The organism is Mesobacillus subterraneus (genome assembly GCF_023715485.1).
Taxonomy (GTDB): domain Bacteria; phylum Bacillota; class Bacilli; order Bacillales; family Cytobacillaceae; genus Mesobacillus; species Mesobacillus subterraneus_B.
This window is the reverse complement of record NZ_JAMBOF010000001.1, coordinates 400,519-425,237: the sequence shown is the minus strand read 5'-3', so window position 1 is coordinate 425,237 and position 24,719 is coordinate 400,519. Positions and strand designations below refer to the sequence as shown.

General features: G+C 42.5%; 21 protein-coding genes. 7 read left to right on the top strand and 14 right to left on the bottom strand.

The window, feature by feature from the left end:
• Window positions 1–269: 269 nt before the first annotated feature.
• Window positions 270–1,313, top strand: a complete 1,044-nt coding sequence (locus M3204_RS02120; protein WP_251477849.1) for an acyltransferase family protein — start codon at window positions 270–272, stop codon at window positions 1,311–1,313.
• 318 nt (window positions 1,314–1,631) lie between these two features.
• Window positions 1,632–3,374, top strand: a complete 1,743-nt coding sequence (locus M3204_RS02115) for a B12-binding domain-containing radical SAM protein (protein ID WP_251477847.1) — start codon at window positions 1,632–1,634, stop codon at window positions 3,372–3,374.
• 185 nt (window positions 3,375–3,559) lie between these two features.
• On the opposite strand, the gene M3204_RS02110 is transcribed toward M3204_RS02115, so the two are convergent.
• Both M3204_RS02110 and M3204_RS02105 read right to left on the bottom strand, forming a co-directional pair.
• The gene (locus tag M3204_RS02110) at window positions 3,560–3,700 is read right to left on the bottom strand and encodes a hypothetical protein (protein WP_251477843.1); all 141 of its coding nucleotides are present in this window, start codon (window positions 3,698–3,700) and stop codon (window positions 3,560–3,562) included.
• On the bottom strand, window positions 3,701–3,862 hold the full coding sequence (locus M3204_RS02105) for a hypothetical protein (RefSeq protein WP_251477840.1): 162 nt from the start codon (window positions 3,860–3,862) through the stop codon (window positions 3,701–3,703).
• Window positions 3,863–4,000: 138 nt separating this feature from the next.
• Between M3204_RS02105 and M3204_RS02100 the strand changes: the two genes are divergently transcribed.
• Window positions 4,001–4,348, top strand: a complete 348-nt coding sequence (locus M3204_RS02100; protein ID WP_251477837.1) for a DUF3905 domain-containing protein — start codon at window positions 4,001–4,003, stop codon at window positions 4,346–4,348.
• An 84-nt stretch (window positions 4,349–4,432) separates the two neighbouring features.
• Here M3204_RS02100 and M3204_RS02095 read toward each other — a convergent pair whose 3' ends face one another.
• On the bottom strand, window positions 4,433–5,791 hold the full coding sequence (locus tag M3204_RS02095) for a TrkH family potassium uptake protein (protein ID WP_251477835.1): 1,359 nt from the start codon (window positions 5,789–5,791) through the stop codon (window positions 4,433–4,435).
• A gap of 321 nt (window positions 5,792–6,112) precedes the next feature.
• Between M3204_RS02095 and M3204_RS02090 the strand changes: the two genes are divergently transcribed.
• Window positions 6,113–6,313: an alpha/beta-type small acid-soluble spore protein gene (locus M3204_RS02090; RefSeq protein ID WP_251477833.1), complete on the top strand. Its 201-nt coding sequence runs from the start codon at window positions 6,113–6,115 to the stop codon at window positions 6,311–6,313.
• 87 nt (window positions 6,314–6,400) lie between these two features.
• On the opposite strand, the gene M3204_RS02085 is transcribed toward M3204_RS02090, so the two are convergent.
• From M3204_RS02085 to M3204_RS02040, 10 genes are all read right to left on the bottom strand, one after another.
• On the bottom strand, window positions 6,401–7,471 hold the full coding sequence (locus M3204_RS02085; protein WP_251477830.1) for an anti-sigma factor domain-containing protein: 1,071 nt from the start codon (window positions 7,469–7,471) through the stop codon (window positions 6,401–6,403).
• Window positions 7,468–8,214, bottom strand: coding sequence for an RNA polymerase sigma factor SigI (gene sigI / locus M3204_RS02080; RefSeq protein WP_251478132.1), 747 nt, complete (start codon window positions 8,212–8,214; stop codon window positions 7,468–7,470). The genes M3204_RS02085 and sigI overlap by 4 nt, the downstream gene beginning before the upstream one ends.
• Window positions 8,215–8,332: 118 nt before the next feature.
• Window positions 8,333–9,502, bottom strand: a complete 1,170-nt coding sequence (locus M3204_RS02075; RefSeq protein WP_251477827.1) for a DUF5667 domain-containing protein — start codon at window positions 9,500–9,502, stop codon at window positions 8,333–8,335.
• A gap of 185 nt (window positions 9,503–9,687) precedes the next feature.
• Window positions 9,688–10,458, bottom strand: a complete 771-nt coding sequence (locus M3204_RS02070; protein WP_251477824.1) for a TerC family protein — start codon at window positions 10,456–10,458, stop codon at window positions 9,688–9,690.
• A gap of 277 nt (window positions 10,459–10,735) precedes the next feature.
• Entirely contained in the window at window positions 10,736–11,170 is a 435-nt protein-coding gene (locus M3204_RS02065) for a hypothetical protein (RefSeq protein WP_251478129.1), read from the bottom strand.
• Window positions 11,171–11,541: 371 nt separating this feature from the next.
• Window positions 11,542–13,095 (bottom strand): aldehyde dehydrogenase family protein, encoded by a 1,554-nt coding sequence (locus M3204_RS02060; protein WP_251477821.1) that lies wholly within the window; start codon window positions 13,093–13,095, stop codon window positions 11,542–11,544.
• A gap of 8 nt (window positions 13,096–13,103) precedes the next feature.
• Window positions 13,104–14,201 (bottom strand): SDR family oxidoreductase, encoded by a 1,098-nt coding sequence (locus M3204_RS02055; RefSeq protein WP_251477818.1) that lies wholly within the window; start codon window positions 14,199–14,201, stop codon window positions 13,104–13,106.
• A gap of 228 nt (window positions 14,202–14,429) precedes the next feature.
• The gene (locus M3204_RS02050; protein WP_251477815.1) at window positions 14,430–17,702 is read right to left on the bottom strand and encodes an efflux RND transporter permease subunit; all 3,273 of its coding nucleotides are present in this window, start codon (window positions 17,700–17,702) and stop codon (window positions 14,430–14,432) included.
• Between the two features lie 831 nt (window positions 17,703–18,533).
• Entirely contained in the window at window positions 18,534–19,931 is a 1,398-nt protein-coding gene (locus M3204_RS02045) for a Na+/H+ antiporter NhaC family protein (RefSeq protein WP_251477813.1), read from the bottom strand.
• A gap of 363 nt (window positions 19,932–20,294) precedes the next feature.
• A complete protein-coding gene (locus tag M3204_RS02040) occupies window positions 20,295–21,308 on the bottom strand; it encodes an EAL domain-containing protein (RefSeq protein WP_251477810.1) in 1,014 nt (337 codons plus the stop codon).
• A 139-nt stretch (window positions 21,309–21,447) separates the two neighbouring features.
• On the opposite strand from M3204_RS02040, the gene M3204_RS02035 reads away from it, so the two are divergent.
• A complete protein-coding gene (locus M3204_RS02035; protein WP_251477808.1) occupies window positions 21,448–21,654 on the top strand; it encodes a hypothetical protein in 207 nt (68 codons plus the stop codon).
• Window positions 21,655–21,829: 175 nt separating this feature from the next.
• Here the strand turns inward: M3204_RS02035 and M3204_RS02030 are convergent, their stop codons facing one another.
• Window positions 21,830–23,401, bottom strand: a complete 1,572-nt coding sequence (locus tag M3204_RS02030) for a peptide chain release factor 3 (protein WP_251477805.1) — start codon at window positions 23,399–23,401, stop codon at window positions 21,830–21,832.
• A gap of 92 nt (window positions 23,402–23,493) precedes the next feature.
• Between M3204_RS02030 and M3204_RS02025 the strand changes: the two genes are divergently transcribed.
• The gene (locus tag M3204_RS02025) at window positions 23,494–23,781 is read left to right on the top strand and encodes a hypothetical protein (protein WP_251477803.1); all 288 of its coding nucleotides are present in this window, start codon (window positions 23,494–23,496) and stop codon (window positions 23,779–23,781) included.
• 44 nt (window positions 23,782–23,825) lie between these two features.
• Complete coding sequence (locus M3204_RS02020; protein ID WP_251477800.1) at window positions 23,826–24,698, top strand: metal-dependent hydrolase; 873 nt, start codon at window positions 23,826–23,828, stop codon at window positions 24,696–24,698.
• Window positions 24,699–24,719 lie beyond the last annotated feature (21 nt).

Sequence of the window (24,719 nt, the reverse complement as noted above, 5' to 3'; positions counted from 1 at the left end):
TTTAAATACTTTTGGAAACTTTATCTGTGACATAAATCAAACATTTAAACTTTTTTACTGGAACACACCCAAAAATTATTCCATTAAGCCGTATATTTTAATGGATTTCTTTTATATAACAGTGTGTTTTTTGTATTAATACAGATGATGAAATTCCTTTTAAAGGAATAGGTTCCTTATATTTGAGCAATTAGCATAGTTTTTATATGGGGAAAAAAGGGTAAAAGGTTTATAGTGTTTTTCGGGGGTCTCTTATTAAGGGAGGAATTATGAAACAACGAGATTACTACTTTGACAATGCCAAGTTCATATTGATTTTTTTCGTGGTATTTGGCCATCTTCTCCGCTCTTTTATAGAAGATAATGAAATGATCTACAATATATATAAAGTTATTTACACTTTTCATATGCCGGCCTTTATACTCGTATCAGGATTCTTTGCAAGAGGCTTTAACAAAAAAGGCTATGTCCTGAAAATCGCGAGAAAATTAATACTTCCATATTTGATATTTCAATTGATCTATTCCATTTTCTATTATTTTCTCTATAGCAAGTCAACCTTTACTGTCGATCCCTTGAATCCGCATTGGTCGCTTTGGTTCTTGATCAGTGTATTCTGCTGGAACATCATGCTGATCGTTTTTTCAAGGTTCAGCGCGACAACAGGCCTGCTGGTTGCCTTTGGATTGGGACTAGGAGTGGGGTATTTTGATTGGGTTTCCAATTATTTAAGCCTTTCTCGAACATTCGTGTTCTTCCCCTTGTTCCTTCTTGGATACCATCTGACAAAGGACCATATCAAGGTACTGACAAGGCCTGCATTTAAATTCGGTGCATTAATAGCTTTTGCTGTTGTGTTCCTTGGGTTCTACTTTATTCCTGAAATTGATTACAAATGGCTCCTTGGGTCAAAACCATACTCTGCTATGGAGGCGGCATCCATTTCAAGCATGTTCACTCGCCTGGGTTTTTATTTATTAAGCCTGTTAATGGTTTTCAGTTTCTTGACGATTGTTCCAAAAAAACAATACTTTTTTACTGACCTGGGAAAAAACACGCTTTACGTATACCTGCTGCACGGATTTTTTGTACGCACCTTCCGTGAAAGCGAAGTACAGAACTTTTTCCAAAGTCCTGAACGCTTTCTTTTGCTGGCAATGATTGCCCTTCTGTTGACTTTCTTGCTATCAAGCAAATATGCAGCAGCATTTGCACAACCGTTAATCGAATTTAAAACGTCCAGAATCAACCGCCTTAAAACCAGATTTGCGGCAATCCTACGATTTTACCGCAGGAAGCTTTTGAGCGATTAATTATATCTTGAAATTGGTAACGATTAGAGAAGAACAGGGTGAAACAAAACAAGAGCCATTCATAAGGATGGCTCTTTTGCTCGTTTAATTCCTGGCACCTCTGGGGGAAGGATTTCATCTGTCTTTTTTGTCTAAACTGAAGTATAATTAAAAGTTGATTTGCAGTTGGATTTTCACATGGCTTTTTTCGCAAACATTATCGATTTTTACGATTTCTATTGCTTCCATCGGTCAGATGACTTTTAATAAAGCACCAAGCAATAGTAGCCGGAGTAAATAATTTGTGCGAATAAAGCCTTTAATAAAGGAGATTTAATAATGAATATTGTCTTGACCACGCTCAACGCGAAATATATACACACAAATCTTGCGATCAGATACCTGAAGGCTTATGCATATCCGGAGTATGACGCAAAACTGACCGAGTACACAATAAAAGACCCAATTATCAATATCGTGACTGACTTGATCCAAAAGAAACCTGATGTAATAGGATTCAGCTGTTATATCTGGAATATCGAAGAAAGCATTAAAGTCATCAAGATGATCAAAAAGATCAATCCAGCAATCAAAATCGTCATCGGAGGACCCGAGGTTACCTACGATGTAATGGACTGGATGCGGGAAGTTGAAGAGTTTGACTTCATCGTCATCGGCGAAGGTGAACAAACATTCAAGCAGCTTCTTGCTGAAATTGAAGGCAACGGAGATTATGCAGCTGTACCAGGCATCGCTTACCGTAAAGATGACAGCATCCAAATGAATCCACAGCAAAACAAGCTGGATTTAAAGGAGCTTCCGTCCCCGTATCGCTTTCAAGAAGATGTTCCCCATCTTTCCAAAAGGGTCACATATATCGAAACAAGCCGCGGCTGCCCGTTCAGCTGCCAATTTTGCCTATCTTCTATTGAAGTCGGGGTACGATATTTTGACAGGGAAAAAATCAAGGAGGATATCCGCTATTTGATGACGAATGGCGCGAAGACGATCAAATTCGTCGACAGGACCTTCAATATCAGCAGAAGCTACGCCATGGAAATGTTCAGGTTCTTGATTGACGAGCACTTGCCGGGCACTGTGTTCCAATTTGAGATCACTGCTGATATCATGCGCCCTGAAGTAATCGAGTTCCTCAACCAGGAAGCACCTCAAGGCTTGTTCCGTTTTGAAATCGGCGTCCAGTCGACAAATGATTATACAAATGAACTAGTGATGCGCAAACAGAATTTCGAAAAACTGAAGCGCACAGTCACAATGGTCAAGGAAGGCGGCAAGATCGACCAGCATCTAGACTTGATAGCCGGCTTGCCTGAAGAAGACTATAGCTCCTTTAAGAAGACTTTTAACGATGTGTTTGCGATGAGGCCTGAGGAATTGCAGTTAGGATTTCTTAAGATGCTCCGCGGCACTGGATTAAGGCTTAGAGCAGCCCAGCATGACTATATTTATATGGATCATTCTCCATATGAGATTCTTGGAAATAACATACTGGATTTCAATGACATCATTAAAATTAAACAAGTGGAAGACGTCCTTGAAAAGTATTGGAATGATCATAGAATGGACATGACAGTCGAGTATCTTGTCACAAAGGTATTCCCGTCACCGTTCGATTTCTTCCAGGAGTTCGGCTCTCATTGGGAACAAAAAGGATGGTCAAGGATCGGGCATCAGCTTGAGGATCTATTCAAGAGGCTATTCCAATTCTTGAAAGAAAAAGGTATCCCGAACTTGGAAGTAGTCGAAAGCTTGATGAAGTACGATTATCTTGCCAGCATGAAATACAAACCACGGAAGCCTTGGTGGGAACTTCAATCGGACAAGCAGCAGCGATCGGAATTGTACCGCGGTATCATCCAGAATCCTGAGGCACTTGGCTCTCGTTTTACAGAGCTTCGCATAATTGAAAAGGATCTTTACAAACATACTTTGATTGAAGACATTTCAATTGATCTTGAGCGCTTTATGAAAACAGGAGATCTGGTAAAATCCAAAAGCTATATGCTTGTATATTTTGATGCTAAGACTGAAAGACCTGAGTTCTTTTCATTTCAAAAATAAGATGTAAAGCCGGCATAATTGCCGGCTTTTTTCTATTTTGCTTCATAAAAATTATGTTATTCAAACCTGGTTTTTTCTCCCGGATTTCTTTTATCTGCCAGCTCTGTCCGAGGAGGCTTTAATCAGGTATGGGATTACGTAACTTTTGGCTGTGTAAGCAATAAAGTATACGCAGAGAGCCTTTATTATTTATCTTTTCTGTCCTTATGCTTCTCTTTTTTTCCCGCATACGGCAGTTCATAAAGCTTTGCTGCATTAATGTCGCCAAATTCCATGCCGAATTCAACATTATACGGCTTTTGGTGCCGCTCCTGATGCCTCTTCATTTATGCTCTACCCTTTCTGCCTTGTTTGGAATTTCTGTTCGCAAATTTACCAGCGTCTTCTCCATGAGAAAATTCAGCAGAGAATTCCGATTCCTGAAGGTTTTTCTTAGGTGTGTTTGTATATTTAGCCAAAGCATTTCTTTCCGCTTTCCGTTTAGCCATTTTAACCACCTCCGTACTATTATTTTTTTCAATTGGCTGCCAGCTATGTACAGAATTGATTACCTAATTTTACAAAAGGAATATCTGATAAAAAATTTCACCCCAACAAACAATAAACTCAAAAAAGGAGGAGCTAGCATGCCAAATAAGAAGCCGAAATTGAAACCTTTAGATATTGAAGAAACACTGCCGCATCAGGTTAATGCTCCAAGCTTTAAGGATACTGGCATCGAAATGAAGGCACCATTCAAAAATGAACATGGGGTAATCATTGGCGACAGCCTATATGCCTCCCCTAATTCCCCGCTGGAAAACTGGAGTGATAACACAGACCCCGCCATAATGGCTGGCGACGAGTGGGTCCATCCTACAAACGATATTGGCTGGAACACACCTGAAAACCGGGAATTGCTCGAAGAAAAAAGAAAGCCTCAAGCTTATCCATTCATGCACCCTACAAAAGACGTCAGCAAGGGGCAGGATTGAAAAGCTCCAGTAACCCATTTGGACTAGAATGCAAAAAATCCGGGGATATCCCCGGATTTGCTTTTTAGATACTTTGAAGAAAGGTTATCCAATGATTACGCGTTCCTTTGGATAATGGATGCTTTCTTTATCGGTTCTTCCTCCGATTAAAAGCAAGAATGAAATTACTCCTACTCTTCCGATGAACATCAATGAAATAATGACAAATTTACCGATAGTTGTGAGTTCTGGGGTGATCCCCATTGAAAGCCCGGTCGTTCCAAAAGCTGAAGCCACTTCAAAAATAATCGCCATCATTGGCTGATTCTCAGTTGCCACTAATATAATAACGGCTAAGAAACAAATGAGTAATGCCATGATAGACACTACCAAGGATTTAATAATGTCATCCTGATGGAGCTCACGTTTAAATACCTTCACAGATCGTCTTCCCCGAGCGAAGTGGTAAAGGAACAAAAGATTTAAAGCAAACGTCGTTGTTCGGATTCCTCCACCTACTGAACTAGGTGAAGCACCGATAAACATCAATGCACACAATATGAGCAAAGTTGGATCAGAAAAATCACTTACATCCATCGTTGCTAGACCACCATTTCTCGTCGTGGCAGATTGAAAAAAAGAATAGAAGAAAGCTTCATGCCATGGTTTGTCAGAAAAAAAACGGTTATACTCCAGTGTAAATATTGCTATAGTACCAAAAAGAAGCAGCCCAATGAATGTAACCGTTGTAATCTTGGTAAAAAGTGAAAAAGGATATGGCGCTTTTTTATTTTTCCTCCGAAAAAAACCTTTCACTTCAATTAGAACCGGAAAACCGATAGCCCCAAGAGTTAATAGCAGGATATTTATTATTTGCACAAAATAATCATTAGCGTAAGGTATTAACGATGCTCCTGTAATATCAAAACCTGCATTTGTAGTGGCGCTGATTGAGGCAAATAACCCTTGGAGGAATGCTTCCTCCCAAGTGGGAAAGTACTTGAGAAAATAAACTCCCAAAATAATTGCACCAATAATCTCAATTAGAATAATAATGACAAGAATTTCTTTCAAGAGCTTAACTAATCCCGACATATGAGTCTGGTTTTGGTCGGTCATAATCAGTCTTCGTTCTTTTAAACCAATTTTTTTCCTAAGAATTAACCAAAAAAAAGTTCCCAGCGCCATAACACCGATACCGCCAAATTGAAGTACAAACATCAAAATGAAAATTCCAGGAACTGTAAAGGTATCTTGTACACTTATTGTTGACAGCCCTGTTACACTCACTGCACTTGCTGCTGTGAACAATGCATCCATAAAGGACCATTTTGCCCCTGGCTGAATCGCAACAGGCAGGCTCAGTAAACTCATCGCAACTATAACTGCTACTAGGTAATATGCAACAATGATTTGCGCAGGGGATAGTTTGTCTAAAAAATTTCTCCTAATGTTAATCCACATAATTGATTCCTTTCAGAACATTTTCATTTACATTTATCAGAAAATTATTTATTCGTATCACTATTACTCGAAAATTACCTATAAAATAACAAACCTTAAAAAAAGCTTTCATTCCCATACCTATGATAAAGAATATCAAGTGATTAATAAAGTATTTTCCTGCGGTTGCCACAATCATTATATCGTTTATTCAACGATATTTAAAATTGCCTCCAAACAATATCCAATACAATAAAACATTACCATTCATGAACATGGCTGATTTGATAAAACTATCACTACAGAGTTAGCTCTGTAAAACCTCATAAGGAGACGATAACAATGGCAAGAAATTCGAATAAATTGCTGGTGCCAGGTGTAGAACAGTTCATGGACCAGGTAAAATATGAAATCGCACAAGAATTTGGAGTGAACCTCGGTTCTGATACTGTTTCAAGAGCAAATGGGTCTGTGGGCGGAGAAATCACAAAAAGGCTTGTTCAGCAGGCACAGGCGCAGCTTTCCGGACAAAAACAGCAGTAACCTCGATAAGCTTATTGATTTTCAATCTAACAATTGAATATAGACATGGAAAAAGTCCGGAAGAGAGCTTCCGGACTTTATTGCTTATTATTTTTTATTGTGTTTATCTTTGTTGTTTCCAGCTTGTCCTTTGGACTCCTTATTATGCCCCTGCTTATAATTGCTGCTTTTTTTATTTTGATACTTTTTTCCGTCCTGCGCCGGCTTATTATAAGTATATTTTTTGCGCTTATCTGCATTTTGGCTGTTGCCTTGGCCATTGTTGGAGTTAGTATTCTTGTCATTTTGGCGGCCATTGCTTTTTTCAGATCCTGGTGTCACTGGCTTGACAGGCTCAGTCTTTTGGGGTACTTGCATCTGCTTTTTATCCTGCCCAGGAGGATCTTTCTTTTCAGGCTGCTTTTTCAATGGTGGTGCTGGTTGTTGCTTGGCAGGCTTTGGTTTAGCTTCGTTCTTTTCTGTTGAAGGCTTGGCTGGTGATTCAACCTTTTTGCTTTGCTTTTCCTTGTATACACCAGGAGTCAGCCCTTGCTTCTTGGCATTATCACGGTCTTCACTCGTAGCTTCCATAACCTTAAGCTCAAGATTTTCTTCTTGTGTTGCCTTTTTAATTTCCGAAATCTTTTGATCCAGCTTTCTGTCAACTGTCTCATTAACTTTTCCGTTATGAACGGTTGCGATTACCACATCATTTTTTTCTTTAAAGAATCCTTTTTCTTCGATTTTATCCAATATCATTTCAGCGACAACAGCGGCGTCCTTCTTTTTCCAATCTGCAATCTCCTTAATGATCTCTATGCCCTCAGGATTATAGCCTTTAATTTGTAAAACCTTCAATTCTTCGCTTACAGCCATTTCGATGCTTGGATTCACATCAATTGACATATACGCATAAACCTGTCCGCTTTTGTAAACAGGGAGCAGCCCGGCCATGACAAGCATTAATGCTGCAGCAAGTGCAATTGTCCTTGCCTTGAAACTATTTACAAACGATAGATTGAAGCTTTTCCTTTTAGCTGCTGCCATTTCGGGAAAAAAATCGATTTCTTCTCCTACCTGATAATCTTGTTGAAGCTTTCGGGCTCGTAAAAACTCGCCTTCGGGGGTCAACAATGTTAGGTAAAAATCATTGATTTCAAGGATAACTCCTTTTCTCATGTCTCTAACACCCCTTTAATATAATCCTTTAAATAAACATAATCCCCGATTAATATAAGTGCGATTGCAATAATATATTTTCTGTTTCTCTCTATTGTTTTTCTGCTGACATCGACCATTTCTTCCAAATGCTTGATAGGCAAGCGCTTTTTATCCAGGAGCAGATTCTTCAGCTCTTCGTTTTCAACCATCACTTTCGCAACGAGCATGGCGTTTTTACGGGCGTCTGCATGCTTTGGTGATTGCTCAAGCAGGTCCTGGAACGAAAGGTCAAATTCTTTAAGTATACCCTGGAACTGGATGATTTCTTCTCTTCTTAATTCCTGCTCTGTCTTTTTCCTGAATTCATCAAGAGACAGCTCATCTTCTATCGTGGAGCGCTGCTGTTCTTCTTCTGCCAAGTCATTTGATATATTAAAGCTCAGAGTCTGGTTCCTGCTCTGCTGACGAATATAATCGATTACCCTGCGCTTGATCATGACTTCCGCAAAGCTTAATAATGAATTCCCTTTTTCAGATGAATATTTCTGAATTGCCTCATTGAAAGCGATAAGGCCAATGCTAAATTCATCGTCAGATTCATGTATGTATCTCTTGCAGACTGCTGAAACGGTCTTTGCTATAAAAGGTTTATAAGAATCAATCAATTCTTCCCTTAAAGCAGCATCCCCCTGGTGGATTTTCTCCACGGTCTCTTCTAAAGGTCTGCGCCGTTTCTTTGACATGAACAATAAACTTAGCAATAGCCTCACCTCTTTCCTCCCCACATTATATCATATCGTGTCAATTTGCTTTTTGTGGTTAGGCAGTGAAAAGATAGCCTTGAAAGGCTATCTTTTCGAGTCTATTGTCCATGAGAAATTAATGCTTGTCATTACCTTTGCCGTGGCCTTTGCCTTCATTGCCTTTTGATTGGCTCTTTTGTTTACCATGGTGCTTTGCTTCATTCTTTTGTTGTTTTACTTCTTGCTTTGCAGCTTTGCGTTCTTGCTTCACAGCCGCTTTTTCTGCTTTGCGCTCTTGCTTTGCCTGTTGCTTCTCAGCTTTTACAGGTGCCACAACAGGAACAACCGTTGTATCGTCATCTGCAGGCATTGTATCTTCAGCTTGCTCTTCAGGTGTTTCATCAGCTGGTTGAAGATCTGACTCAACCACCGGCTCTAGTTCTACTGGCTCAGTTGTTTGTGTATCTTCTTCTTCCTCAACAGGCTTCTCTGCATATTTTTCTTCCAATTTGGCCAATTTCTTTGCCATCTTAGCGTATGTCTTGTCAATGTTCTTTTGAAGTTGCGCTCTTGCATTTTCATTGCCAACGTGTTCCATGGCAGCTTTCAAGGCAATGATATTCTGTCTGAGCATTCCTTCAATTTCTTCGAAAGGATCTTCGCTTACTACTTCTTCCTCTTCAATTACTTCTTCTGCATCTTCATCACTTGGGTCTTCCGCGACTACATCGTCAACAGGAGTTTCGCCATCTTCAGTTTGCTCATCTGAATCTGCGTCCTCTTCAGAATCAGTATCTTCGTCAGACTTGGCTTCATCTTCAGAATCAGTACCATCTTCTAAATCTGTATCATCTTCTTCTTCGTTTGAAGTTTCTTCATCGACGATGACCTGGGAATTTTCCATATATTCTACAGCCGCTTCGATTACTTCAAGGGCTTCATCTTCTTTTCCTTCTGCAAACAGGGCGCTAGCTTCAGCTAGACGTTCAGATGCGTATGTAGAAAGCAATTCTGCTTCTTTTGCGTTATCAAATGTAAAAGCGAGCTTGATTTTCTCAAGTGCGATTTTAGCAAAGTAGAAGAAATCTCCTGGGATTAAAGTAGGGTTCGTTTCTTCCAACTCTTCAACTTGTGTTTTTGCCTCTTCAATTTCATTAGGACTTACTGTTTGTAATTCTACTGTTTCAAGTTCAGAAGTGTTTTCTTCTGCCATTGCGATTGGTGAAAATGTAAATGTTCCTGCAAGCACTAGAGCCAATGTGCTCTTTGCGATTTTCTTCATCTCTTGGTTAGAAAGTTTCTTCATCCTCTGTTCACCTCATATGTTTTTAGGAGCGGCCGCTTTAATCACTAAATGGTTACGTTTGCACCTAGGGTGTTTGTGGGGGTTTTTAAAAAATAAATAAAAAACTTCAGTCAATTTTTGACTGAAGTTTTTAAAGTATTTGTTGATACATGTGGATTCGAGGGTTTTTTTGCTTAAAAAAATTTTTATGAATTATGCTGGACACGCAGTCTTCTCGATGAAAAAAAGTAACCTCCGACAGCAATCGAGATCAAAACAACCCAGAATATAAACTTCCAGACGAAGGATTCAGGAAAATGTTGGTCCAATATCCCGATTTCAGGATGGGCAAGGGTAAATACTGCAAGTTTCACGCCAACCCAGCCGACAATCAAAAAGGCAGCAGTTTCTAGTGTTGGCCGTTCCTGCAAAAGCTTAACAAACCAGTTCGCGGCAAATCTCATGATGACAAGCCCGATGATTCCACCAAGGAACATGACCATGAACTGTCCGCCATCAATACCGCCAATATGGAACCAGCCTGTAGGCGTCAGTGTCACCGCAAGAGCTACTGCTGCGAGCATTGAGTCAATTGCGAAGGCGATGTCTGCAAGTTCAACCTTTAAAACCGTCGTCCAAAAGCCTGTGCCACGTGCGCCATTTTGCACTTGATTTTCATGAGCTTTTTTGCCCATGTAATTCTTGATAAGATGATTTGCGGAGATAAACAATAAATACAGCGCTCCAAGTGCCTGCACCTGCCAAACATCTGCCAGCAGGGAAATCATGAAAAGTGTCGCAAACCTGAATATAAACGCCCCGAACAATCCATAAAACAATGCTTTCTTCTGCTTTTCCGCAGGCAGGTGCTTGACCATTACTGCCATTACAACTGCATTATCAGCTGCTAGTATTCCTTCCAGTCCAATTAAGACCAACAGCACCCACCCATATTCAAGTAACAATGCCAAATCCATATTTGTCACCCTCCGGTTCTTATTATTAACCATACTCCCAGCTGATAAAGGTACAATTTCTGGATTGACAACCACAAAAAGACCTCTGCCAGGCGGCAAAGGTCTTGCTAAGCATATGTACATGCCAACAAAGCCGATGAGGTTTTCCCCATGAAATGACGACTTTGCTTTAGGTTTCCCTAACAGCTACTCCCCTTTGGAAGACACTATTCGTTTTTCCAAGAACAAAATAGTTCTTTTTATACTATATGCACCTGCGTTATTTTATGACAATAAGTTAACGATCATAGAATTTCAATAATAGCTTCCTGATCAAAAATCCAGAAAGCACGCCAGGTACTACAAAGAGCATCGGAAGGAAAACAGGCCCTGGAAATACTCCAAAAAACTTCACCTTTGGAGAAATCATTAAACCAACCGTGACAAAATACGCGGAAAATACGAAAGGCAAAAACGTTATCTTCTCCTCTTCTGGCATTACGCTCCTGTAGGCATCCCACATAGCGAACATATATAAACAAGGGTAGAACATCAGCCACTGGTAATCCACTGCATACATGGCCTTTTCTGTTTCACCCAGGAAGCTGTACATGATTCCTTTATTAAAGTTGCTATTTACATTAACGAGGAACTCCAATATGACAAAGAAAATGCCCTTGACCAGGTTGCCAGTCAGAAGTTGGGCAAATCCCGGGAGTGCTATGCTCCACATCACCGCTTCTATTTTGGTTAACTTCTTTTTAATGGCCACTTCACGATTCATCCTTTAATCATATTATTAATGCTCTCTTTCGCAGTTTTAAATGATCTTCATTTACTAATGGCAGGTCAACGAACCATTCTCTGACAAAAAATAATTGGCCGTAAAACAGCCTTTATGAAAAAAACTATGCGCACTCCTAATGATTTTAGAGTGTCCAATTAGTGCTTTGAATTATCATTTTTCCAGTAAATTGTTAAATATATTCCTTAATACAGCGCCAGCGCCATGTTCAGCCCCCGACAAGCTCTGCCTGCCGGGAACACCACGCTTTCTTATTTAGCAAAAAAAAACCGTTCCCTTTGCCGGGAAACGGTGAACAGTCACTTATTGCTTCTGAGCAATGCTAGATAGTTCTTCGCGAAGGAAAGCCAATCTCTTTTATCACTAAAATAACTTTTAAATAAATTAAGGAATAGTGGATATTTCCCTTTGTACGGATACCATTGGATCTCTGCGTTCATCAAACCAAGGTCCTCCATGATGGCTTTTTCATGGCAAAAAATCCTCAGTCCGCCCTCAGCATGATATCTCCCAATGCCGCTTTCCTTTGTACCGCCAAATGGCAATCCATGGTTGGCAACGGTAATGATAACATCATTGATGACGACCGCTCCGGAAACCAGCTTCGAGGCAACCCGGCGTGCCTTTTGTTTATCCTTTGTCCAGATACTTGCATTCAATCCAAAAACAGTTCCGTTTGCAAAAGATACCGCCTCTGATTCATTATCGAATGGCACCACAGGAAGCAATGGCCCGAATGTTTCTTCCTGGATGATTTTCATATTCTGTTCGACATTGGTAACGACTGTAAGCGGCAGGAACATTCCTTCCTGCCATTCAAACGGCATAAGTCCAGTTTCGAGCCTTGCTCCTCGTTCCAGAGCTTCGTCCAGCTGCTCTTTCACAACGCTCTTCTGCGCCGGAAATGTCATGGACCCCACATCTGCATTTTCATCGGTGCCCTGCTTCAGAGAGTTTACTTCTTTTTTCAGCATTTCTAAAAATTGATCATATACGGTGCGTTCAACATACAAACGCTCGGCGCTCATGCAGACCTGACCACTGTTCGTAAAAGCCCCCCAGGAAGCAGCCTTCGCCGCCCGTTCCAGGTTGGCATCCCCAAAAACGATCATTGGATCCTTGCCGCCAAGCTCCAATGTCGTCGGAATCAAGTCCTTAGCTGCCTGCTGCTGTATTATTTTCCCGGTCCTGACGGAACCAGTAAAGAAAATATAATCAGGCTTACCTGCAGTGAAGGCAGCCCCTACTTCTTTTCCTCCGTGCGCAACCTGGAATGTGCCTTCCGGAAACCCGGCACGCTTGAACAGATCTTCTATGCATTTCCCGACTAGGGGAGTCACCTCTGAAGGTTTAAGAATGACCGTGTTGCCTCCTGCCAGAGCGCTGATCATCGGAACCATCGCAAGCTGCAGCGGATAATTCCATGGAGAAATCACGAGCACAACACCTCTTGGCATGTATTCAATAAAAGATTTTTTGCCAAGCAACAGAAGCGGCGTTTTGACCTTTTGGCGCCTTAGCACCTTTTCTGCATGCTTGATGATATGATCAATAGCATCAAGCGTAGGCATAATATCGGCTACGATAGCTTCTGTTAATACCTTTCCCGTATCATCTGAGATCGTCCGTGCAATCTGGTCCATTTCATCGACCATCAGCTGCTTAAGCTTTTTAAAATAAGCCATGCGCTCAGATAACGAAAGGCTGCTCCAGACTATGAATGCCTCCTTGCCTTTCTGGTAGAACAATGGAACTTCATGGACAGGCGTCTCCTCAATCTCGGCGATAACGTCCCCTGTCGCAGGTGCAATAACCGTTAATTTTTGTACTTGTCCTGCTGAATGCACGTTCATTCACCTGCCTATAAAATGTTAATTTGGTAATTTGGTTCATGTTTGTTTTGTTGATAAAATGATGCCATGGCAGAAATGCCTTCCTTGAAATCCGGGCACTGGATTCCTGAGCCCTTAAGGTCATCCTGCGCTTGTGAAGAGTCAAAATTCCCTCTCCAGGTAAAATAGTCGAGTGCTTCCTTTTCGACCCCAAGATATCTTCTTAGAACCCTGAAATTAAGTCCTGCCTTTGCCAAACTTAATGGAACCGAACCTTTTGGCTGTTTCTGCAATAGCTCTGCCATCATCATTTCATAAAGTTCGGATACTTTATATGGTTTCGGATCAGTGAGATGATAAGTCTTCCCCGCTCCTTTATCAGCGAACGTCAAATAGGTAGTTGCCTCAATAATATAATCGACCGGCACAAGATTTACAACTGTATCCCCTTTGCCAAGCCGAGGCAAAAATGGCATGAAGCTCAGGCGATCGATAAAGTTCATGATAAAATAAGGGCCATCAAATTTGATCGTTTCCCCTGTCTTTGAGTGCCCCTTTACGATCCCAGGGCGAATGATCGTGACAGGAACCTCGGCTTTTAGTGAATCAACGAGAACTTCGGCTTCATACTTCGTTTCTTCATAAAAATTTTTGAATGCAGGCGGCCTGATCAATTCATCTTCATACAAAATGCCTTCTCTTTTCCCTGCTACGAATCCCGTGCTGAAGTACGTAAAGCGTTGGATATTTTTTAATGTCCTGACCCAATCATTGACGTTTCTTGTACCGTCAACATTAACACGGAATGCTATGTCCTTTGGCACTGCGAGGTCATAAATGGCGGCCAGGTGGAAAACATGTGTAACCCTCTCTTTCAGTAATTCATTCTTTTCTGGATGAATTTCCAGTCCAGGCTGTGTGATGTCTCCTTCTATGATCCTAAACTGGTCCTCAGAAATTCCGAAATCACGAATGATCGCCATTCTTTCGAAATTCGCCTTCTCTGTCATTGAGGGCAGGACCAATACATTTACTGTTCCTTCGCCATTGTTTTTTCGCAGAACCTCCCGTATCAACTGATTGCTGATGAACCCTGGAAAACCAGTAAAAAAATATCCGTACTCCATGTTCGTCCTCCTTATCGGTAATTAGCTATATTTTAACGATAAGCGCTTACATTGGCAAAAGTTTTTGCTGATTATTCAGAAAATACTATTATAAAAAAGTGCAAGCTCCTTGTTCAGCCCCGATAAGCGCTGGTGCTGGACAATTCTCGAAGTTAATTTTATGCTTTCTTATTTTGAAATAAAAGAATGCCTGATCAATTACAGATCAGGCATCACATTTTAAAATATTTATCTACGCCTTCTTAAATCATGGTTGGCTGGTGAGTCTCCCTCTTCTTTAACGAGCTGAAGGAGTTCTTCTAGCATTCCGGCCATTTCTTCTTTCGAATACTTTCCTTGCTGAAGGCTTGTTAAATGTTCTTCAACAGCTTCATAATCGGTTCCTTTATGTTCTTTCAGCAAATATGCTGGCACTAAATGTCCATCAGGCGTTGCAACCATTCGGTTCCTTCTTCTAAAATCTCTGTCAAAGAAACTATATACAACTGGGATTACAAAAAGTGTCAGGAACGTACTGCTGATTAAACCGCCAATAACCGTGATTCCCATAGGCTGATTGATCTCGGTTCCTTCCCCGATGCCTAGCGCAAGCGGGATAAGACCCAGAATTGTGGTCAAAGCAGTCATCAGGATTGGACGGGCCCTGTCCTTCACAGACAGAACAATCGCTTCATGGGGATTCAATCCTCGCTCCTTTTTCTGGTTGATATAATCGACAATTACGATCGCATTATTGACTACTATTCCCGCCAAAACAATAATCCCGATGATCACTGTCAAGCTGATTGGTGTCCTGGTTGCAGTCAACGCTACGGCTACCCCAATAACCATCAATGGAACGGTAAACATGATGACGAACGGGTATTTCAATGATTCAAACTGGGCTGCCATCACGAGATAAATCAAGATAATCGCCAGGATGAAAGCAAGCACTAAATCATCTATCGACGATTCCAGAAGCTCCCTGTCACCGCTGAAGACTACTTCTGTTTCTTCGGGCAAATCCATTTCTTCTATTTTTTCATCTACCTGTTTAGAGATATCTCCCAGGTTGGTTGAAGATTTGTACTTCATCGTAAACTCGACTGCATCCTGTTGATTGATCCGCTGGATTTTAACAGGACCGCTGCCCGTTTCAATATTGGTTACCTGGCCAAGCGTGACGTAGTTTCCATCAGGCTTCTTGATCAGAAGCTGTTTCAGCTTATCCAGGTTCTGTGTTACGGCACTGTCATATTCAACAAATACCCCAAGGATTTCTCCATCTTCACCGCCCATTTGGGTGGCCATATTCCCTCTGGTCACATCGTTAACAACCATGGCGATTTGTGCAGGAGCAAGCCCCTGGGCAAGCGCCTTTTCCCGGTCCACGGTTACCTGGACTTCTTCCACTTTTTCATTCTGGCTCGTCGACAGTTCATTGACCTCGTCAAGTTCCTTGAGCGAATCATAAATTTTTGCTACCGATTCATTCAGCCGTTTCTCGCTCGTATCCCGGACGCTGAATGTAAGGGTATTAGGTGCCGATCCTGACGTTGACTGAAGGTTGAAACTCAGCTCGGCGCTGCTGTTCGCTTTTGCAGCAGCCTGCTCCAGTTCCTTCTTATTATCATCGACGAACTTGAACGTGCTGATTTCCCTGTCCTTAAGGTCGTCCATTTTTACATATAATTCACCGACGTTCGCATTCCTTGTACCTCTGAAGGAGGATTCTTGCGTTGTCCCGATCAAGCTGACGTATACATCGACGTCTTCTTCATCTTTTAACGCTTCTTCAAGTGAACCGAGGACCTTTTCAGTTTCGGTCAGGGCTGATCCATTTTCCAATTCAACCCGGATGCTGAAAAAGCCTTCGTCTGTAGCAGGAATAAATTGCGTCCCAACCGTTGTCAGGCCGTAACCGCCTCCAGCAAGCATCAGCACGGTAATCAAAATGACAATGAATCTGTGGCGAAGTGCCCATCTGATGGATTTTTCCAAACCTCTCATCGAGCTTGATCGCTGCCTTCTAGACTCGAGATTTTTCTTTGGCGCTTTCAGCAGCCTGCTTGCGAGCATCGGCACAACTGTCAGGGCAACTACAAGAGACGCGAACAAACTGAATGAAATCGTCAGTGCGAATTCAGTGAATAGCTCCCCGATAATCCCCGAAATAAAGACAACCGGCAAAAATACAGCTACTGTCGTCAATGTCGATGCCGTAATAGCCGCTCCGACTTCCTTTGCTCCATCTCGTGAAGCCGTTTTAGGATCTTTACCCATCGAAAGGTGGCGATAGATATTTTCAATGACGACGATAGCATTATCCACAAGCATGCCTATACCAAGAGCAAGTCCGCCGAGCGTCATGATATTCAAGGTAAAATCAGCAAAGAACATCAATACAAAAGTGAAGATAACTGAATACGGAATTGCAATACCGATAATCAGAGGGCTTTTCACATTTCTCAGGAAAAAGAACAGCACGGCCATCGCCAGCAAGCCCCCAACGATCAGGGAGTTCGAAATATTGCCGATTGCCATTTTTATATAATCCCCCTGGTCAAAAAGGACTTCGGACTTAATTCCAGCGTATTTATCTCTTTTCAGCAATGTTTCCAGTTCATCAAGAAAGGCCTTTGAAACCTCCGCAGTATTGGCGTCAGATTGCTGCAGGACACTTAATAGAACCGATGGGGACTGGTTCGTTCGTGTTATCGTGCGGTCATCCTGTTTTCTTAACTCGACCTTGCCGACATCCTTTAGCGTTACCTTTTGTTTTGTCACTGGATTTGTGAACACTGTCAGGTTCTTTAATGTATCAACCGAATCAAGGCTACTGATGATTCTTGTCGTCAATTCTTTTCCATCTGTTAAAATCGTATCTCCAGGCATTGAGACATCATTCGCCCTGATCATTTCAACGATATCTGATTGGCTAAGTTTGTATGCCCTCAATTTTTCCTGGTCGAGTTCAACTCTTACTTCCTGAACAGATGTTCCGGAAAGGTTCACACTGGCGACTCCATCAACCTTCGTCAGTTCGAGTTCTAACTCCTCGGCCAATTCCCTTAACGATTCTTCATCCTGATCGGAGCTCAATGATAATTGGATAATCGGAAATTGAGAGGGATCGAATTTCAGGAACCGCGGCTTTTCAGCATCATCCGGAAGCGGCGCCATATCGAGCCTCTGGATGACTTCATCCTGGATATCATCTATATTAGTTGTCCAGGAAAACTGCATCAGGATCAGGTTGGCTCCCTCCTGGGAAGTAGAGGTCATCGTCTTGATCCCCGGCAGTGTAGCGAGGTTCGCCTCCAATGGTTTCGTTACTTTTTCTACCACTTCCTCTGGGCTCGCTCCCTGATAGTTGGTCACCACCACTCCAACTGGCGGATTAATATCAGGTATCAGTTTTAAAGGAATCCTCATCAAAGAAACAACGCCTAAGATCAGGACCAAAAACATGGTCACCATTGTAAAAACGGGTCTTCTAATCGAAAAATTGCTGATTTTCATATGTATACTCCTTTCGGTAAGAGAAGCCCAAGCGCCATAGTCAGCCGGATAAAGTAACTCGAGTGGCTATGTGCTGGGGCTGGCAAAGATCGATGTATGAATTTGAAAAACAAGCTGACTGACCGGACGGTTTCGAGTAATACCTCCCTAAATATAGAGAAGCGCGTTAAAGATTGCAACTATCCTATATGCATGGTTTAAGAACAACTTTTAACAAAGGCCCTTTTGGTAACTTCGTTGCCTTCACAACCAAAAGGAAAAATCGTCATTTGGATTAAGAAGTACTTGGAAGAAACCATACAATTCATTTTAAAACAATTGATAATCTATTGAAACTTTGAGCTACTAATTGGAAGTGAGAACCTTGCAATCATAAGAAAACAGCGATTGATCAAAACAAAAAGCGCAAGCGCCTCGTTCAGCCCCGACAAGCGCTGGAGGGCCGACCGGTGAAGTCGTTCTTTGACTTCATTGGGCGGACCGAAATCGAAAAGTATAGGCGACTGTCCAACTCCGACAAGCGCTGGAGGGCCTGACAGTGAAGTCGTTCTTTGACTTCATTGGCAGGACCGAAATCTAAATGTATAGCCGACTGTCCAGAAACGCAGAAACTGGAGACTCCGACAAAGAAGCGTTTTTTGCTTCTGCCGGCGGAGTTGAAGTTTCGGAGTTTCTAGGAGGCGACACTAGACAAGCGTCTCGAGGAGTTAGGAGCCGCAGCTAGACAAGCGACTCGAGGGGCTAGGCGCTGGAGCTGGATTAAGAATACTACTTGTAGTTATCCACAACTAAATAATTTTATAGTTTCCTAAAGAACAAAAAAGCGGCAGCTTAAGCCACCGCTTTTCTTCCTATTCTTGTAACTGTAATTCCCGTGAATCCGGCTGTCAGTGTCAATAACGGAGACAGCAGGCAAAAGAACGCAAATGGAACATACTCGACTGTGTTTACTCCGAGGACACCGCTCAGGAAAACTCCGCAAACACTCCATGGGACAAGCGGATTAATCACTGTTCCTGCATCCTCCAGGACACGCGAGAGGTTTTTAGGATGGAGTCCGGCTTTTTCGAAATGCCCGGCAAAGGTATTGCCGGTTAATAGAATGGAAAGGTATTGTTCGCCAATCAAAAAGTTAATCCCTACAGCTGACAATGCTGCTGAGCCAATCAGCACAGGCACTCTTTTCAGGCTGCCAGCAAGCCCTTGCAGCAGTGCCGGCAGGACTCCAAGCTTGAACAGTAATCCACCCATACTCAAGGCAAGAAGGACAAGTGACACAGAAAAAAACATGCTCTCCATTCCGCCCCGGGACAATAGCGAATCCAATTGTTGATTGCCGCTTTGTGATTTGTAGCCTGAGTATAAGATACCCGGGAGTGAGCCCCATTGTTGCTTTTCAACGACGAAGAGGCTGATTGCCATCGCAGAAAGGGTTCCGGCTCCAAGTGTCAGAATAGAAGATACTTTTTTTACTGCAAGTACAGCAAGAACCATTAAGGGAATAAGTGAAAACCAGTGGACGAGATTCATCCCGACTAGGGCATTCTGCAAGCCTTCTAGTTTAGTGAAATCCGCTGAGCCAAGCTCTGGCGACATCCCGGCAAAGAGAATTAATGAAATTAAAAAGGCAGGAATGGTTGTCCACGCCATATTTTTAATATGGTCGAATAAATCCACTTTCACAGTGGATGATGCAAGGACCGTTGTATCCGATAGCGGCGACATTTTATCACCAAGGAAAGCACCAGATACCACTGCCCCGGCAGTGATCGCCGATGAGAGCCCGAGCGTTTCACTTACGGCGATGAAAGCAACGCCGATGACTGCAGATGTCGTCAACGAGCTGCCAATGCTTAATCCGATAATCGATGTTACGACGAAAACAATACCGTAGAACCATTTCCCGGAAACCATCTCAAATGCGAGGTAGATCAATGTAGGAATTGTACCGGCAGCGATCCAGCTGCTCACTAGCATCCCGATAAAGAAAAAAATCATCACTGCGCCAAGTCCGGCTTTTGCTCCCTCAATCATGCTGTTTTCAAGATCGGCCATCTTAATTTTTTTTATCAATCCGTAAACTATCAATGCTCCGATACCGAGAAGCACCGGGATGTGCGGGACTAATTCAAGTTTGATCATTCCATAACTGATTCCTGATAAAAGCAGCAGGATGACTGCTGCGGCTTCTGAAGTTTTTATTGCGGTTGCAGGCTGATGGTTAAACATGTCGATCCCTCCAATTAGTTGAAATACAAATAGCCCCTCTGCGTTTAGGGACGAAGGAGCTCCGCGGTACCACCCTAATTGGCAAACAACAATGTCTGCCCACTTCATTGACCGTGTCTTTCTAACAGTTGTAATTCAAATCCGCCACTGCCTGGATTTCCAGCAACCATCCAGTCTCTTCCTGCTGCCCATGGCGATTCTACTTATTTCTGTCAACACATCATTTTAACTTTTTCACTTAAACGCTTTTATGCATAAAAGCGTTATAGAATAATATTAATATAGTATCTCAGGTTTAAAAAGTCAAGAAAAAAACTGCCGATCATTTAGGCAGTTTTAATTTTTACTATTTTCGTTTGCTTTTTACTTTGAAAATACTGCATCTTTAAACTCTGCATTCACACTAGGTTTTCCTAAGTAATATCCTTGTGCGAGATCGATGCCGATTTTCATGCAATACTCCAGTTCTTCTTTGCGCTCGATTCCTTCAGCAAGAACCGTTATGCCCAGCTTATCTGCCAGTTCAATCACTCTCGCCAAAAACTCCTGGTTGGCGGTGTCATGGTCGCAATGGTTTATATACTGGCGATCAATCTTAACATAGTCAGGGTTCAGCATTTCCAGCACTTCAAGCGTTGAAAAACCAGCACCGACATCATCCAGCGCTACTTTCATTCCCTGCCTCTTATATGTATTAAGAACCTTCTTAAGATGGGCGATATCCGCTATTTTTTCAGATTCAACCACTTCAAATACGAGTTCATCTGGATCTATTTGATATTGATTCACTAAATTAAAGGTATGCCGCAGACAGTATTCAGGGTTATAGATCGTTGATGGCAGGAAGTTTATGAAACTTTTGATTCCGGCTGGTATTTTTTCTTTCTTGGATTTAATTGCTGCCTCTCGCGCCCGTTTGTCCAGCAACGAGAGCATGCCGGTTTCATGAGCAGTCCTGAAGAGCTTTCCTGGTGAGACCTGCAGGGGTGCTTCTGTTCGCAGCAAGGATTCATAGCCATAAAGGTGTACGCCATTCTTAAGGCTGACAATTGGCTGCAGGTAACTGACTAGCCTGCCGTAATTAATTAAGTCGACAGTTTCCCTGTCACGGACTCGGGCTAGTAACGATGTCAGGCTAATAGACATTAAAGGAAGTTCGGGAGTCTTTGATATTCCAGCTTTTATTCTGGTTTGATCATCCAATTGAGCGGCTGCTTCATGAAGTAACTCTTCCAGTTCTTTTAATGATTGATACCTTTCCATCGACCAGCGTTCATTGAGTATAGTTAAATTGTAGTCATCATTATTTAATATAAAAAGGTACCCAGTCTCGAATAATTGAAACGGCAGCCCGCATTGAATGCACTCTTTTTCCATCCTGTTCCTCCTGATAAACTTACTAGTTCTTCTTGATTATAACAATACCATCAGAAATATAGGAAAATCCAACCTTCTACCCATGTAAGAAAAGCGCAAGCGCCTTGGTCAGCACCGACAAGCGCTGAAGGGCCGACCAGTGAAGTCGTTCTTTGACTTCATTGGGCGGACCGAAATCGAAATGTGTAGCCGACTGCCCAGAAACACAGAAACTGGAGACTCCGACAAAGAAGCGTTTTTTGCTTCTGCCGGCGGAGTTGAAGTTTCGGAGTTTCTAGGAGGCGAAACTAGACAATTCGAAAAGCGGAGGCGACTGTTCAACTCCGACAAGCGCTGGAGGGCCTGACAGTGAAGTCGTTCTTTGACTTCATTGGCAGGACCGAAGCGTCTCGAGGAGTTAGGAGCCGCAGCTAGACAAGCGACTCGAGGGGCTAGGCGCTGGAGCTGGACAATTTTCGAAGTGAATTTTATTCTTATTTTGTAAATAAAAGAGCCGGCTTGGTTTAGCCGGCTCAATTGTATTAAGCATCCATCGGATTATAAAGTTTAACTTCAGGATTTTTGTCCTGGAACCATCTTAATGCAAAGTCATTCTCGAACAGGAATGCTTTTTTATCAAACCGGTCAGTTACAAGCAGGCTTCGTGAGCTGGACAGGTTTTCATTGACCTGGTCACCTTCGATCCATCGTGCGATTTTGGAGCCCTGTCTTTCCATCAATACTTCAACGTTATACTCATTGCGCATTCTCGCCTCGAATACTTCAAATTGAAGCTGGCCGACAGCACCAAGCAAATACTCATCCGTCTTCACGGTTTTGAAGAGCTGGATGGCACCTTCCTGGACAAGCTGCTGGATCCCTTTATGGAAATGCTTCTGCTTCATGACATTCTTGGCCGTTACCCGGACGAAAAGTTCTGGAGTGAACTGAGGAAGCTTTTCGTATTGGAAGGCTTCCTTGCCAGAAACAATTGTATCACCAATCTGGTATGTGCCTGGATCGTACAGACCGATAATGTCGCCGGCAACAGCCTCCTCAACAGTGCTGCGGTCGTCTGCCATGAACTGAGTAGACTGCGCAAGCTTCATCGGTTTTCCTGTCCTGCTGAGCTGAACCGTCATGCCTCGCTCGAATTTGCCTGAGCAGATTCGCAGGAAGGCGATCCTGTCGCGGTGAGCCGGGTTCATGTTTGCCTGGATTTTAAAGATAAATCCAGAAAACTCTTCTGATAATGGATCTATCTCGCCCGCAGTCGAATTTCTTGGCTGTGGCGTCGGTGCAAATTGAAGGTAGGAATCAAGGAATGTTTGAACGCCAAAGTTCGTCAATGCACTCCCAAAGAATACTGGAGTTAACGTTCCATCTGCGATACGCTCCTTGGAAAACTCATTTCCCGCTTCGTCCAGCAACATGATTTCTTCTAATGTCTGCTCATATAATGAAGATTCTTTTAATGAATAGTCTCCAGCAATTTCGCCCTCTTCATTCAATGAAATAAAGCGTTGGTCCTCATCGACACGAAATTGCTCAATCCGGTTATTGAATCGGTCATATATTCCAAGGAACTCTTTTCCCATGCCAATAGGCCAGTTCATCGGATAGGATTCGATGCCAAGAACCTCTTCCAGTTCGGCAAGCAGTTCAAGCGGCATTTTACCCTGACGGTCAAGCTTGTTGATAAAAGTAAAAATCGGGATACCCCTCATTCGGCATACCTTGAAAAGCTTGAGAGTCTGGTCCTCGATTCCCTTTGCAGAGTCTATGATCATCACGGCACTGTCAACCGCTGTTAACGTTCTGTACGTGTCCTCCGAGAAATCCTGGTGGCCTGGAGTGTCAAGAATGTTGACCTTTACCCCATCATAATCGAATTGCATGACACTGGATGTTACGGAAATTCCACGCTGCTTCTCGATTTCCATCCAGTCGCTTGTCGCAAACTTCCCAGTCTTCTTAGCTTTTACAGTACCGGCATCCCTTATGGCGCCGCCGAATAGCAAAAGCTTTTCCGTAAGCGTCGTTTTCCCGGCATCCGGGTGGGAAATAATCGCAAAGGTTCTGCGCGATAATACTTCATCTTTTAATTTTTTCATGTTTAAATGTTTCCTTTCTGTTAAAGGCAAAATTCCTCATAGAAAAGCGCAAGCGCCTTGGTCAGCCCCGACAAGCGTTGGAGGACCGACCAGTGAAGTCGCTCTTTGACTTCATTGGGCGGACCGAAATCGAAAAGTATAGCCGACTGCCCAGAAACGGAGAAACTGGAGACTCCGACAAAGAAGCGCTTTTTGCTTCTGCCGGCGGAGTTGAAGTTTCGGAGTTTCTAGGAGGCAAAACTAGACAAACGTCTCGAGGGGCTAGGCGCTGGAGCTGGACAATTTTCGAAGTGGAAATTTATACTTTCTTTGCTATAAAGTTAATCTTATCTTTCTGGCGGAAAGTTTGCAATCCTGCAGTTACATATCAGAACTTTTAAAAATTTTCCTTTTACGATTATAATGAAGATTCAGGAGGTGTAGGATGGACTCAATAACTCATACTTTATTCGGTTTAGCCCTGTACGGCGCCGTTGATAAAAAAGATATGGAAAAATCGCAAAAGCGTGCTTATTTGCTGACAGCGGTCGGTGCCAGCCAGATTCCGGACATAGATGTCATCTCGAAATTCTGGGACAGCGAGGGCCTTTACCAGATGTGGCATCGAGGCATCACTCATTCCGTGTTTCTGACCCCAGTCTGGGCTGCATTATTTATTTTACTTTCTTTCCTTCTATTTAAGGTAAAAGATCTCAAACTATTTTTCCTTGGCTGGCTGGCGGTCATGATCCACAACACAAGCGATCTATTTAACGCCTGGGGAACAGGTTACCTTGAGCCGTTTTCCAATATAAGAATTACATTCGGTACTATTCCCATCATCGATTTTGTGTTTTGGATCATCATCGGTACGGCGTTCATTGCTTCAAGGGTCAATAAAATGAAAAGTCCTTACTATTTCAAATTCGCATGGGCCTTCATAGCTCTCCATGTGATTGTCCAAAGTGTCCAGGGCTGGCTTATCTACAACCAATACGAAAAAGAATATGAGCAGATTGCTCTTTCGGCTGGCTTTATCCCATGGACATATACGGTCATCACCAAAAACGAAAATGAAGTTGCCATTTTCCAGGATAATCTCTTCTCTGAAAAAAAGCTGCAATATAAGCTGACTTCTGCCGAAGATGCCAACCTGAATAGTTTATTTGAAGAAAAACCGGAGGCAAGGACACTGTATGAGTGGTCACCATTTGTCGTGATTGTCGATGATGGCGAAAAGCTGGGAGTCTATGATCCGCGTTTCTATCGAAATGGACAATCCTTTTTATTTGAATACATTGATAGTACCCAAAATTAGATTTTAAAATAGAGACTAAGG